The following is a 13218-nucleotide window of genomic DNA, read 5'->3' as shown; positions in this document are numbered from 1 at the left end:
TCAGGCCAGGGACGCGATGTTGACGAGGACGAACAGTCCGAAGGTTCCGGTCGATCCCAGCGCCGAGTTGAGCACCGAGGCCGAACTCGTCGCCGACATCAACCCGGCAGCCGAGGTTCTCGGCCATGACGGATTGCTCCCGGCGAGCCTCCCGGGGCGCGCCGAGGACGTGGCCGGCGCCGCCCGTCGGATAGTCCGCGCATCGATCTCACCAGCATCCACCAGGATGCACCTGCGCCGGCCCGAGAAGCGGTTCGGCCGGCCACGAGCATGGTGGAGGGCGCGGCCATCGACGTCCACGACGTCGCGCTGCAGCCGTCGCTGACGGTGCCCGGTACCACCACCCGCCCGCGATGAGACACGGTCGACATGGCGGACGAACTCATCGAGCGGTTGGATCACCTGGTGCTCACGGTTGCCGACATCGACGCGTCGATCCGTTTCTACACCGAAGTGCTCGGTATGCGGGAGGAGACCTTCGGCGAGAACCGGAAGGCCTTGCGATTCGGCGAGAGCAAGATCAATCTGCACCTCTCCGGCCATGAACTGCAGCCGGCTGCCCGGACACCCACGCCCGGCAGCGCGGATCTGTGTTTCGTGATCCGCCGGGATCTCGACGATGTGCTGCGCGCGTTGACCGACAAGGACGTCGCGATCGAGGAGGGGCCGGTGTCACGCACGGGGGCGCTTGGGCCCATCCGCAGCATCTACATTCGGGACCCGGACGGCAACCTGATCGAACTGTCCACCTACGGATGAGCGACAGCCCGGGTGCGCGAACCTCTCGGTTGCGCACCCGGGCTGTCGTCGTCGAGAGTTGCCGGATCAGGTAGCCGCCGTACCGGCGCGTCTCACGTCACTTCCCAGATACCTCAGCCGTTCTGTGGGAAGCCCAGATTCAGACCACCGTGACTCGGGTCGAGCCACCGGCTGGTGATGGCCTTGGCGCGGGTGAAGAAGTTGACTCCTTCGGTGCCGTGGGCGTGGGTGTCGCCGAACAGCGAGGCCTTCCAGCCGCCGAAGCTGTAGTAGGCCATGGGAACCGGGATCGGCACGTTGATTCCGACCATACCGACCTCGACCTCATTCTGGAACCGCCGTGCCGCGCCACCGTCGTTGGTGAAGATCGCGGTGCCGTTGCCGTAGGGATTGGAGTTGATGAGTTCGAGTGCCTCGTCGTAGCTTTCGACGCGCACGACCGACAGGACGGGGCCGAAGATCTCGTCGGTGTAGATGGACATGTCGGTGGTGACGTTGTCGAACAGGGTCGGGCCGAGCCAGAAACCGTCCTTGCCGCCATCGGCCTGGACTCCACGCCCGTCGAGAATGACGGTGGCCCCGGACTTCTCGCCGGCGTCGACGTAGGAGGCGACCTTGTCGCGGTGCGCGGCGGTGACCAGCGGTCCCATGTCGGAGTTCTTGGTGCCGTCACCGGTGCGGATGGTCTGTGCGCGTTCGGTGATCTTGGCGACGAGATCGTCGGCGACATCGCCGACGGCCACGGCCACGCTGATGGCCATGCATCGCTCACCGGCCGAACCGAATCCGGCGTTGACCATGGCGTCGGCGGCCAGGTCGAGGTCGGCGTCGGGCAGGATGATGGCGTGGTTCTTGGCCCCGCCGAGCGCCTGCACGCGCTTGCCGGCGGCGGTGCCGGTGGCGTAGACGTACTGCGCGATCGGGGTGGATCCGACAAAGCTGATCGACTTGATGCTCGGGTTGGTCAGCAGCTCGTCGACGGCGGTCTTGTCGCCCTGCAGGACATTGAAGACGCCGGCAGGCAGGCCGGCCTCCTTCCACAGTTCGGCCAGCCAGATCGCGGCGGTCGGGTCCTTCTCCGACGGCTTGAGGACGACAGAGTTGCCGGCCGCAATCGCGATGGGGAAGAACCACATCGGCACCATGGCGGGGAAGTTGAAGGGTGAGATGATGCCGACCGGGCCGAGTGGCTGACGGATGTTGAAGACGTCGACCTTGGTGGAGGCGTTCTCGGTGAACCCGCCCTTGAGAAGATGCGGAATGCCGCAGGCGAATTCGGCGACCTCCTGGCCACGGGAGATCTCGCCGAGGGCGTCGGAGAGTACCTTGCCGTGTTCGGCGGTGATGATCTCGGCCAGCTCGCCCTTGCGCTCGTTGAGCAGCTCGCGGAACCGGAAGAGGATCGCGGTGCGCTTGGTCAGGCTGGTGTCGCGCCACGCGGGGAATGCCGCTGCGGCAGCATCGATCACGGCGCGGGCGTCCTCGACGTTGGCCAGGGCGACCTCGCCGGTGACGGCACCGGTCGCGGGGTTGGTGACCGGCGCGGTGTTGCTCGACGTGCCGGGGAAGGCCTTGTTGTTGACCCAGTGGGAGATGGTGGTGGGCATGGTAGGTGCTCCTGTGATGTGTTGTCGCTGGGTTGGTCTCGATATGCCTCGGGCTCGCTGCGCTCGCTCGTGGCCACTCGACCAGCGGGGAAGGGAAGGAGTGGGGTGGGCGGGGTGGTGACTCAGCTGCTGAACTTGGCGACGTAATCGGTCATGGTCTTGAGCTGGAAGCGCGAGACCTCGTCGGCGTTCTCGTTCTCGGCGAACACGCTCGACACCATGACGGTGTCGTCGCGGTCGTAGAAGCCGATCTCGCCGAGTGTGCCGAAGAACTCGTCCCAATTGACGTCACCGTCACCGATCTTCAGGTGCTGGTGGACGCGGACTGCGTTGCCCGGCGGGTTGGTGATGTACCGAAGACCATGGGACGCATGGTGATCCATGGTGTCGGCGACGTGCACCAGACGCAGCATGTCGCCGGCGGTCGTCATGATCTCACGCATGTTGCCGCCCATGTGGAACGAATGGCAGGCCACGTAGACCAGGCCGAAGTTCTTCGAATTGATCCCGCGGATCATCCGGATCGCGGCGAGACCGTCCTCGACGAAATCGTCTGGGTGCGGATCGATCCGGACGTCGATTCCCTCACGTTCGATGATGGGGACGAGTTCCTCCATCGACCGGTAGAAGGCCCGTTCGGATTCCTCCGGCTTCTCCGGGCGACCGGAGAATTCGGTGTTCATCACGTTCACACCGAGATCGACGGTGATCTGGATGGCGCGCTTCCAATAGCGCACCGCCGCCTCGCGGGCGTCCTCGTCGGGGCCCGACCACCGCAGCACCGGCAGCACCGAGGCGATACCGACGCCGGCATCCTTGCACGCCGTGCGGAACCTGGCAACGAGGTCGTCGTCGGCCTTGGGGTGATTGAAGAACGGGATCATGTCCACATGCGGGGTCAACTGCAGATACTCGTAGCCGAGATCGGCGACGACGCGGGGGAGTTCGAGCAACGAATAATCGTGATGATACGGGGTGGGATCGAGTGCGACCTTCATCGTCATGCTCCTTCGATCGAATTGCGCGACACCATGTCCACGGCGACGACCTCACCGGTCTCGAGGGCCTGCACACCGGCCGCACACACGGCGGCAGCGGCGTAGCCGTCCCACGCACCCGGGCCGTCGACGTTGGTCCCGGCCTTGACCGCGTTGACCCATCGCTGGATCTCCGTGTCATAGGCGGCACCGAAACGTTCGACGAACGACGGCGTGATGTCGCCTCCCCAGATCCCGGCCACCTTCCGGCCGTCCCCGGATACCGCGACACCGGGATTGCGTTGCTTGCGGATCACCCCGCCCTGGTCGAGACCGATGAAGGCCGAACCGAATTCGCCGACGACCTCGGTGCGCACCTCGTAGGCGACACCGGTCGTGACGAAGCACTCGACGTCGATGTGCCGACCCGATTCGGTGGTGAAGATCGCGATCTGCGGATCCTTGAGGCCCTGGGGTGCCGAGGGATTCGAGCCCGGGGCGTTGATCTGCACCGAGGCGATCTCCTCGTCGAAGAGGAAGCGGGTGACGTCCACCTCGTGCACGATCGAATCCTTGACGATCATCGCCGAGTCGAAGCTCGGCGGCACCGCGGGATTGCGGTGCACGCAGTGGGCGACGAGGAGCTGACCGAAGGTGCCGGCGTCGATGAGGTCCTTCAGTTGCGCGTACTCGGCGTCGAATCGGCGCATGAAGCCGACCTGGATCAGCTTGCGGCCCAGCTCTGCTTCGCGCTTGACGATCTCCAGCGAGGTCGCCACATCGGTGGTCAGCGGCTTCTCGCACATCACCGGTTTGCCTGCCTCGAGGCACGCCAGCAGCTGCTTCTCATGGGTGGGGCCGGGGGTGGCCAGGATGACAGCGTCGACATCCGCGTCGGCGATCGCATCGAGCGGGTCGTTGATCACCCGGCACCCGGGAATGGTGGCCGCGAGTTCCTCGGCCTTCTCCGGGAAGTAGTCGTTGAGGACGGTGACGGTGGCGCCCTTGATGCGGTCGGTGATGCGGGCGACATGATCGGCACCCATCATGCCAACGCCCAGGACTGCGATACGCAGGTCGGTCATGGTGTTCTCCGTGAAATGTGGTGTCGGACTGAATGACTATCGGAACGCGACGGCCGGCACCCCGCACGAACCCAGGTACTTCTGGGTGCGCTGGGCGATCGGCAGCGGAGCGTCGGGTGAGCACGGGTACATGTCCTGCTCGACGATGCCGAAGATGTCGATGTCGAGGTCGGCCACGGCCTCGAGCAGCGGCGGCATCTCCGGGATGCCCATCGGCGGTTCGGTCATGGCGCCGAGTTTGACGGCCTCACCGAAGGGCAGGTCGTCGGCGGAGACCTTCGCGCGGACCTCCTCGTTGACCTGCTTGAGGTGCAGATACCCGATGCGTTCGGGATGCTTGCGGATGATGGCGATGTTGTCGCCTCCGCAGTAGCTGACGTGGCCGGTGTCGAGGCACAGGTTCACGAACTCGCCGTCGGTGTTCTCCAGGAACCGGTAGATGTTCGCCTCGGTGTCCACGTGCGAGTCGGCATGCGGATGGTATTGCGCACGGACACCGTACTTCTCGAACATCGCCTTGCCGAGCTCATTCATGCCGTTGGTCTTCTTGCGCCACTGCTCGTCGGTGAGGTCACGGTCCTCGAGGACCGCGCCGGTGGCGGGATCACGCCACATCTCCGGGATCACCACGACGTGCTTACCGCCGACGGCCGCGGTCAGCTTGGCCACATCCTCGATCTGGCTCCACACCGCATCCCACGAGTCGTCCTGATGCAGATGTTCGAAAACCGTTCCGGCCGAGAGCTTCAGACCGCGCGCTCCGAGTTCGGTGAGCAGCTGATCCGGGTCGGTCGGCAGGTATCCGAAGGGGCCCAACTCGATCCACTCGTAGCCGGACGCGGCGACCTCGTCGAGGAATCGGGTGTAGGGGGTCTGCTGCGGATCGTCGGGAAACCAGACTCCCCACGAGTCGGGGGCTGAACCCACGAGAATCTTCGACATCACTGAGCTCCGTTGATCAGAGTGGGGGTGTTCTGGGTGTTGGTGGGGGACAGGTACGGTCGCTGGACTGCCTTCCACTGTTCGTAGACGACGTAGGCCTGCTGGGTGGAGTCCAGCGTGGAGACCTCCGATACCGTTACATCCCACCAGGATTCACTGTCGGGGGCGCCGATCAGCGGATCGGTCTCGACGTGGATGACGGTGGTGCGCTCGGCTGCCTTGGCCGCCTTGATGGCATCGGTGAACTCCGCGGCGGTGGTGGCACGGATGACGTCGGCGCCCAGCGATGCGGCATTGGCGGCAAGGTCGATCGGCAACGTCGAGCCGTCGAGTCGTCCGGAGTCGCCGCGGTAGCGGTAGTCGGTGCCGAATCGCTGGGACCCCAACGATTCCGACAGCGATCCGATGGAGGCGAAGCCGTGGTTCTGGACCAGCACGACGATGACCTTCAGATTCTCCTGGACCGCGGTGACCAACTCGGTTGCCATCATCAGATAGGAGCCGTCGCCGACCATCACGAAGACATCGCGGTCCGGGCTGGCCATCTTGACCCCGAGGCCGCCGGCCACCTCGTATCCCATGCAGGAGTATCCGTATTCGACGTGATAGCCCTTGGAATCGCGAGTGCGCCAGAGTTTATGCAGGTCGCCGGGCATGGAGCCGGCGGCGCACACCACCACGTCGCGGGGATCGGAGGTCTCGTTGACCAGCCCGATCACCGAACCCTGGGTGAGGGCCTCCTCGCCGGTGGCGATGTTCACACCGGTGGTCGTCGGCGAATATGCCTGCTCGACAATGCGATCCCACTCGGCGGCGAGCTCGGCGACCCGTGCACGATACGCCGGGTCGACGCTGTGGCCGTCGAGCAACGCATCGAGGGCCTCGATCGACTCACGGGCATCGGCGACGACGCTGTAGCCGGAGTGCTTCACCGCATCCAGGGAGGCAACGTTGATGTTGACGAACCGCACGCCCGCACCGGTGAATGCGGTACGCGACGCGGTGGTGAAATCGCTGTAGCGCGTGCCGATCCCGATCACGACGTCGGCGTCGGCGGCCAGGGCGTTGGCGGCGGTGGTGCCGGTGGAACCGATGGCACCCACCGACTGCGGGTGGTCATAAGGCAGTGAGCCCTTGCCTGCCTGACTCTGTCCGACGGGAATGCCGGTGCGCGTGCAGAATTCGGCCAGGACCTCGGTGGCTCCGGAGTAGATCACGCCACCGCCGGCGACGATCAGCGGTCGCTTCGCGGAGCGGATGATCTCGGCGGCCTCGGCGATGACGCGCTTCTCCGGGAGCGGGCGGGCGATGTGCCAGGTGCGTTCGGCGAATAGTGATTCCGGGAAGTCGAAGGCCTCGGCCTGCACATCCTGCGGGATGGCGACGGTCGCCGCCCCGGTCTCCACCGGGTCGGTGAGCACCCGCATCGCACCGAGTAGGGCGCCGGGCAGTTGTTCGGGACGCCAGACGCGGTCGAAGTAGCGCGACACCGGCTTGAAGGCGTCGTTGACGGTGACATCGCCCGACGACGGGAGCTCGAGTTCCTGCAGCACCGGGGAGGTGGCGCGGGTGGCGAAGGTGTCGGCGGGCAACAACAGCACCGGAATGCGGTTGATGGTCGCCAGCGCGGCACCGGTCAGCATGTTGGTGGCGCCGGGACCGACCGAGGCGGTCACGGCCCACGCCTGCAGCCGATCCTTCATCCGGCCATAACCCACCGCGGAATGCACCATGGCCTGCTCATTGCGGCCGAGCACATACTTCAGGGAGGGCTCCACGCCTGAGTTGACGTCGTCGACCTCCTGCTGCAACAGCGCCTGCCCCAGTCCGGCGACATTGCCGTGGCCGAAGATGCCGAAGCAGCCGGCGAAGAACTTCGACCGCTGCCCGTCACGTTCGACGTACTGGTTGGCCAGGAACCGCACGGTGGCCTGCGCGACGGTCAGGCGGATGGTCGGTTCACCGTGTGCGGTACGGACGCCGGTCACGCCGCCGGCGCGTCCCTGGTTGATCGGTGCCACGATGGGCCTTCCTTCTCGGTGGGTGATGGTCGGTGATCTCGATACGCCCTCGTTCCTCGGGCTACTCGATCAGCGGGTGGGTTGGGGTGCTACTCGATTGGCGGTGGGGTGGGTGCTACTCGACCAGCGGAAAGGGTAGACGCGGGTCGATCTCCTGGTGCTCCCAGCTGTCCCGCAGCCAGGTGTGTGCGGGATCGTCACAGATTTTCCAGGCGCGCTCCTCGCCCGGTCCGGCCATCACATTGAGGTAGTACATGTGATAGCCGGGCGCGGCGATCGACGGGCCGTGATAGCCGTGGGGCACGAGGACGACGTCACCGCTGCGCACCTCCTCGAGGACCTCGATCGGGCGTTCGGGGGTGCCGTACACGCGGTGATAGCCGAAACCCGCTGTGCCGCTGTTCTCCTGGATCTCGAAGTAGTAGATCTCCTCGAGCTGCGACTCGACCTCGGAGTTCTCGTCGTGCTTGTGTGCGGGATAGCTCGACCAGTTGCCGCCGGGGGTGATGACCTCGCAGGCGATCAGCGAATCGGCCTCGAAGGCGCCGGCGGTACCGAAGTTGTGGACCTGCCGGCTGCAGTTCCCCGCGCCACGGAGTTCCACGGGCACAGCGGCTTTCGGGCCGTATCGGAACGGGAGTGTCGTCGACGCCCGCGCTCCGCACAGGGCGAAGCGGCCACCGTCGGCGCTGGTCACGGAGAACTCGGAGTCGCGGCCGACGTAGGCGAAGTCGCTGGGACCGTCGAAAACGCTTGCCCGGCCCTCGAGTTCGAACTGCCGGCCGTCACACGCGACGACCGCCGATCCGGACAGCGGGATGACGATGATCTCGTCCGGTCCCGACCGCCGCGTCACCGATTCGCCGGCATCCAACTCGACCACCCAGAGCGAGGACTCGGTCCAGCCGGCCGACTCCGGGGTGACATCGACGGCCAGTGGGGCCGTCGCACTTCCCGCGGGGATGTAGTACTTGCTGTTCACGCCTGAGCCCCTCACTTCACCAGATTGACGGCGGTGTCGACGGCGATGGCCACGTCGTCGTCGGCGGGGTAGAGCAGGGTGCGGCCGACGATGAGCCCCCGGACCGACGGGATGGCCAGTGCGCGTTCCCAACTGGCGTATGTCTCCTCCGGCGCGGTCTGCGGGTCGCCGCCGAGCAGCAGGGTCGGCATGGTGGTGGCGTCCATGACGCGCTCCATCTCGTCGACCACCGGCAGCTTGAGCCAGGTGTAGGCCGAGGTGGAGCCGAGGCCCTGGATGATGTGCATCGACTTGATCACCGCGTCGGCGGTGAGGTCGTTGCGGACCTTGCCCTCGATCCGGTTGGACAGGAACGGTTCCAGCATCGCGATGACGTTGCCGGCGGCGAGCTCATCGACGGCCGCGGCACACGAGGTCATCATGTTCAGGGTGCCGGGGTCGTCGAGGTCGACGCGGCAGAGCATCTTGGCGCCGTTTAGTCCGGCCTCGACGGTCCAGCCCGCGGTGGCGGCGGTCATCCGGTCGTCGAGTTCGAACGAGGCGCCGGCGAGGCCGCCGCGGTTCATCGACGAGAACACCACCTTGCCCTCCAGCGCGCCGAGCAGCAGCAGGTCCTCGAGGATGTCGGACGTGGCCAGCACCCCGTCGACACCGGGATTGGCCAGCGCCGTCCGCAACCGGTCGAGCAGATCGGTGCGGCTGTTCATCGCGGTCTGATTCTTGCCGACCGACAGGGCACCGCGGGCGGGATGGTCGGCGGCGACGATCATCAGGCGGTCGTCGCCGATGACGGTGTCGCGGCGCCGGCGCCGGGCCCACGCCTCGGCGATGACGTGCGGGCGCTGCGCCCGGATCGCGGTGACGTCGGCGTAGTCGGCGCACAGGGGCGCGTCGGCGAGGTAGTCGGTGGGGGCGGGGGTGATCGCGGTGGCGAGTTCAGGCATGGATGTGCTCCTGGGCTGTGGCTGCGAGTGCGGCGACCTCGTCGGCCGTCGGCATGGCGGTGGAACATTCGAGGCGTCCGGCGACGATGGCGCCGGCGGCGTTGGCGTGCAGGAGGATCTTCTCCAGCGGCCAGTCGGCGAGCAGGCCGTGGCACAGCGATCCGCCGAAGCTGTCGCCGGCACCGAGTCCGTTGATCACATCGACGGGGATCGGTGCGACCTCGACCGTTTCATGGCGGGTCTTGCCGAGCACGCCGCGCGGGCCCTGCTTGACGATGGCGAGTTCGACTCCGAGGTCGAGCAGCGCGTCGGCGGCCTTGTGGGGATCGGTTTCACCGACGGCGATCTCGCACTCCTCGCGGTTGCCGACGGCGACGGTCACGTGTCCCAGCGCGCGCTGCACCTGCTCGGTGGCGGCGGCGGGGGTGTCCCAGAACATCGGCCGGTAGTCCAGATCGAGTACGGTGAGCGGCCGGCGGGCGCGACTTTCCCACGCGGCGAAATGTGCACTGCGCGAGGGTTCTTCGGATAGACCCGTCACCGTCGACCAGTAGAGACGGGTATCGGCCACGGCGGCGGTGTCGATGTCGGCGACCTCGACCTGCAGATCGGGGGCGGAGGGCTTGCGGTAGAAGTACAGCGGGAAGTCATCCGGCGGATAGATCTCGCAGAACGTCACCGGCGTGGCGTAGGTGTCGTCGATGCCGACGTAACGGTTGTCGACACCGAGGCGGGTCAGTTCGGCGCGCACGAACCGGCCGAACGGGTCGTCTCCGACGCCGGAGATCAGGGCCGAGCGATCACCGAGACGGGCGGCGGCGACGGTCACGTTGGCGGCGCTGCCGCCGAGGAACTTGCCGAAGCTGGTGACGTCCTCGAGGCCGACGCCGATCTGCTGCGGATAGATGTCGACGCCGCTGCGTCCGATCGCCAGCACGTCGAAGCGGGCTGATGGGCGGTCTGTGGTCACGAATCGCTCCTGGTCGAAGTTCATGTGCGGTGGGCGGGCCACTCGGGAGTGCCCCTCCACTGTGCGGCAGACCACAACCAAAAGTCAAGACTTTGTCAGGACATTCGAACCTGGCATGATCGGTGGTACGGATCACAACACCCCCATGTACGAAAGGATGCGTTCCCATGACAGCAAGCACGATTCCCGATGCGCAGCCGACGGCCGAGGGTTCGGCGGCCACCGCACTACCGGTCGGCATCATCGGATTCGGGTGGATGGGCCGGGCACATGCCCAAGCGTATGCGCGCCTGCGCCATCACTATCCGCACCTGACCCCGGCGCCCCGGCTGATGACCATCGCCGACGAGGTCGTCGACCGTGCGGCCACCGCCGCCACACAGTTCGACGCCGGCTTCGTCACCGACTGGCGAGATCTGGTCGCCGACAACTCGATCGCCGCGGTCAGCGTGACCGCGCCCAACTTCCTGCACCGCGAGATCGGTTGCGCCGTCGTCAGTGCCGGCAAGCACCTGTGGATCGAGAAGCCGGTGGGACTCTCGTCGGCGAATGCACGTGCCGTCGCCGAAGCGGCCCACGCCGCCGGTGTGGCCACCGCCGTCGGATTCAACTACCGCAACGCTCCAGCGGTCGCCGCGGCCCGCGAGATCATCGGCGCCGGTGAGATCGGCGAGATCACCCACGCCCGCTTCCGCCTGTTCAGCGACTACGCCGCCCATCCGGACGGCGCGCTGAGCTGGCGGTTCGCGCGTGAGCGCGGCGGCAACGGCGTGCTCGGAGATCTCGCGTCGCACGGCGCCGATCTCATCTGGTACCTCCTCGGTGACATCGACTCCCTGGTGGCCGACACCGCCATCTTCATCGATTCCCGCCCCAAACCCACCGGTGCCACCTCAGGTCATCAGTTGGCCACCGGTGGGGAACGCGGGCCGGTGGAGAACGAGGACTACCTGTCGGCGCAACTGCGCATGGCCTCCGGCGCCCGATGCGTCCTCGAGGCGAGCCGCGTCTCGGTCGGGGAGCAGAACTCCTACGGTTTCGAGGTCCACGGCACCACCGGTGTACTGAGGTGGGACTTCCGGAGGATGGGCGAACTCGAGATCGGCCGCAGCGGAACCCTCGGTGTCATCCAGGATCTGCCGACCTCGACGGTGTTCGTCGGGCCCGGCCACGGCCAGTACGCCGCGTTCCAGCCCGGTTCGGCCACCGCGATGGGCTACGACGACCTCAAGGTGATCGAGGCCGCGCGATTCTGCGCGTCGATTATCGGTCCCGACGCCGTCGCGGCCGTCGGTGCCGGTGCCACGATCGATGACGCCGTGCGGGCCGCCGAAGTTCTCGACGCGATGACCGCGTCGGTGGAACACGGCGCGTGGGTGTCACCGGCATCGGTGTCGTCGGTATCGGTGTCGCACGACGGGTGACCGGCGTGGGATCCGACGACGTGGCATCGGAGGCGACGGCCACGCCGCACGCGGATTTCCCTCGCGCACTTGCCCTTCTGGGTGCAGGCGCGATGTTCATGGAGATCCTCGACGCCACCATCGTGGTCACCGCGCTGCCGTCGATGGCCGCCGACCTCGGGGTCGACGCCATCGACGCCACCGGCGTGGTCACCGCCTACCTGATCACCCTCGCCGTGCTCATCCCGCTGAGCAGCTGGCTGGCCGACCGCTTCGGGATGCGGCGGGTGTTCCTGACCGCGATGGTCGTTTTCACCGTGGCATCGCTGGGATGCGCCCTGGCGCCGTCACTTCCGGTGCTCATCGGGATGCGGGTGGCGCAGGCCGCCGGCGGGGCCATGATGGTCCCCGTCGGGCGGCTCGCGGTGTTGCGGGCGGTACACGTCGGTGACGTGGCCCGCGCGATCGCCTACCTCACCTGGCCCGCACTGGTCGCGCCGGTGATCGCCCCGCTGCTCGGCGGGCTGATCGTCGAGCATGCCGACTGGCGGGTGATCTTCGCGATCAACATTCCCATCGGAGTTCTGGGAGTCGTTGCGGCCCTCAGGATTCTGTCGCCCGATGGGCCGCGCGGAGACACGCCGCTCGACGCGATCGGCGCCGTCGGTGCGATTCTCGCCATCGGTGCCGCGATGGCGGTCGCCGAAATGCTGACGGCCGCACCGATCCGGTGGTTGTTGGTCGTGATCGGCGTGATCGTCGCGGCAGTGGTCGGTGCGCTGACCATCCGGCACCTGCGACGCGCTGCTCATCCACTGCTCAATCTCGCTGTCCTGCGCGTGAAATCGTTCGGTTCGGCGATCGGGTACGGCACCGGTTACCGGCTGGCGATCAGTGCCGTGCCGTTCGTGGTGCCACTCATGCTGCAGCTGCGGCTGGGCTGGTCGCCGGTGACTGCGGGCGCGATGGTCGCGGCGCTGTTCGCCGGCAATGTCGTCATCAAACCGGCCACCACACCGCTGATGCGCCGGTGGGGGATTCGGCAGGTGCTGCTGGCGGTCGCGGTGGCCTCGACGATCACGTTCGTGGGATTGGCGTTGATCGGTGAGCAGACCCCGCCGGGGCTCATCGCCATCGGGCTGTTCGTCTCCGGCATGCTGCGTTCGATCGGATTCTCTGCCTACAACACCGTGGCCTTCGCCGATATCGACGCCACGCAACTCGGTGACGCCAATGCCCTGCACGCCGCCGTGCAGGAGTTGGGAAATGCCTTCGGCGTCGCACTGGCGTCGGTGGCCATCGCGATGGTGGGCAGTGGCGCGGCCGGGCTCCCGGCGGGCGCCTACTCGGTCGTATTCCTGGTGCTGGCTGTGGTGATGGTCGTCTGCGGTGTCGGTGCGGCCCGACTTCCGTCGCGGGTGGGCGCCCATGCCCTTGATGGCAAATGATCAGAATGTCCGGACAAAGTATTGACATTCGGTTGTGATCGGTATTACATCGGTGGCTAATCCCGACGGAAAGGATCGCG

Annotated in this window: 12 protein-coding genes; 3 read left to right on the top strand and 9 right to left on the bottom strand. The window is 66.7% G+C overall.

Translation table 11 applies throughout. From position 1 onward, the window contains the following. Positions 1-222 carry a hypothetical protein gene (locus ACWETB_RS11725; protein ID WP_452211255.1) on the bottom strand — a complete coding sequence of 74 codons (222 nt, stop codon included), beginning with the start codon at positions 220-222 and terminating at the stop codon, positions 1-3. Between the two features lie 147 nt (positions 223-369). Between ACWETB_RS11725 and ACWETB_RS11720 the strand changes: the two genes are divergently transcribed. Further along, on the top strand, positions 370-759 hold the full coding sequence (locus ACWETB_RS11720) for a VOC family protein (protein ID WP_452211254.1): 390 nt from the start codon (positions 370-372) through the stop codon (positions 757-759). A gap of 113 nt (positions 760-872) precedes the next feature. Here the strand turns inward: ACWETB_RS11720 and ACWETB_RS11715 are convergent, their stop codons facing one another. From ACWETB_RS11715 to iolC, 8 genes are all read right to left on the bottom strand, one after another. Beyond that, complete coding sequence (locus ACWETB_RS11715) at positions 873-2366, bottom strand: CoA-acylating methylmalonate-semialdehyde dehydrogenase (protein ID WP_452211252.1); 1494 nt, start codon at positions 2364-2366, stop codon at positions 873-875. 122 nt (positions 2367-2488) lie between these two features. Continuing rightward, a complete protein-coding gene (locus ACWETB_RS11710; RefSeq protein WP_452211250.1) occupies positions 2489-3364 on the bottom strand; it encodes a sugar phosphate isomerase/epimerase family protein in 876 nt (291 codons plus the stop codon). Between the two features lie 2 nt (positions 3365-3366). After that, a complete protein-coding gene (locus tag ACWETB_RS11705; RefSeq protein ID WP_452211248.1) occupies positions 3367-4428 on the bottom strand; it encodes a Gfo/Idh/MocA family protein in 1062 nt (353 codons plus the stop codon). 36 nt (positions 4429-4464) lie between these two features. Beyond that, positions 4465-5370, bottom strand: coding sequence for a sugar phosphate isomerase/epimerase family protein (locus ACWETB_RS11700; RefSeq protein ID WP_348809249.1), 906 nt, complete (start codon positions 5368-5370; stop codon positions 4465-4467). Beyond that, complete coding sequence (iolD, locus tag ACWETB_RS11695; protein WP_452211361.1) at positions 5370-7382, bottom strand: 3D-(3,5/4)-trihydroxycyclohexane-1,2-dione acylhydrolase (decyclizing); 2013 nt, start codon at positions 7380-7382, stop codon at positions 5370-5372. Before iolD ends, ACWETB_RS11700 begins: the two co-directional genes overlap by 1 nt. 124 nt (positions 7383-7506) lie before the next feature. Continuing rightward, the gene (gene iolB, locus ACWETB_RS11690; protein ID WP_452211246.1) at positions 7507-8373 is read right to left on the bottom strand and encodes a 5-deoxy-glucuronate isomerase; all 867 of its coding nucleotides are present in this window, start codon (positions 8371-8373) and stop codon (positions 7507-7509) included. Between the two features lie 11 nt (positions 8374-8384). Continuing rightward, positions 8385-9317 (bottom strand): Cgl0159 family (beta/alpha)8-fold protein, encoded by a 933-nt coding sequence (locus ACWETB_RS11685; protein WP_348804456.1) that lies wholly within the window; start codon positions 9315-9317, stop codon positions 8385-8387. Next, the gene (gene iolC / locus ACWETB_RS11680; protein ID WP_452211244.1) at positions 9310-10311 is read right to left on the bottom strand and encodes a 5-dehydro-2-deoxygluconokinase; all 1002 of its coding nucleotides are present in this window, start codon (positions 10309-10311) and stop codon (positions 9310-9312) included. The genes ACWETB_RS11685 and iolC overlap by 8 nt, the downstream gene beginning before the upstream one ends. 143 nt (positions 10312-10454) lie before the next feature. Here iolC and ACWETB_RS11675 point away from each other — a divergent pair, with 143 nt between their 5' ends. Beyond that, complete coding sequence (locus ACWETB_RS11675) at positions 10455-11711, top strand: Gfo/Idh/MocA family protein (RefSeq protein ID WP_452211242.1); 1257 nt, start codon at positions 10455-10457, stop codon at positions 11709-11711. After that, positions 11690-13138 carry an MFS transporter gene (locus ACWETB_RS11670; RefSeq protein ID WP_452211359.1) on the top strand — a complete coding sequence of 483 codons (1449 nt, stop codon included), beginning with the start codon at positions 11690-11692 and terminating at the stop codon, positions 13136-13138. Before ACWETB_RS11675 ends, ACWETB_RS11670 begins: the two co-directional genes overlap by 22 nt. The last annotated feature ends 80 nt before the right edge of the window (positions 13139-13218 follow it).

It is taken from the genome of Gordonia sp. NPDC003950, assembly GCF_053605205.1.
The sequence above is the reverse complement of the archived record's forward strand: the minus strand, read 5'-3'. Positions and strand labels throughout refer to the sequence as shown.

What these genes read in the sequence shown, in the direction of transcription:
- ACWETB_RS11675 (WP_452211242.1), top strand. Translation starts at nt 10,455, where the DNA reads ATGACAGCAAGCACGATTCCCGATGCGCAGCCGACGGCCGAGGGTTCG.
- ACWETB_RS11705 (WP_452211248.1), bottom strand. Translation starts at nt 4,428, where the DNA reads ATGACCGACCTGCGTATCGCAGTCCTGGGCGTTGGCATGATGGGTGCC.
- ACWETB_RS11700 (WP_348809249.1), bottom strand. Translation starts at nt 5,370, where the DNA reads ATGTCGAAGATTCTCGTGGGTTCAGCCCCCGACTCGTGGGGAGTCTGG.
- iolC (WP_452211244.1), bottom strand. Translation starts at nt 10,311, where the DNA reads ATGAACTTCGACCAGGAGCGATTCGTGACCACAGACCGCCCATCAGCC.
- ACWETB_RS11685 (WP_348804456.1), bottom strand. Translation starts at nt 9,317, where the DNA reads ATGCCTGAACTCGCCACCGCGATCACCCCCGCCCCCACCGACTACCTC.
- ACWETB_RS11710 (WP_452211250.1), bottom strand. Translation starts at nt 3,364, where the DNA reads ATGAAGGTCGCACTCGATCCCACCCCGTATCATCACGATTATTCGTTG.
- ACWETB_RS11715 (WP_452211252.1), bottom strand. Translation starts at nt 2,366, where the DNA reads ATGCCCACCACCATCTCCCACTGGGTCAACAACAAGGCCTTCCCCGGC.
- ACWETB_RS11720 (WP_452211254.1), top strand. Translation starts at nt 370, where the DNA reads ATGGCGGACGAACTCATCGAGCGGTTGGATCACCTGGTGCTCACGGTT.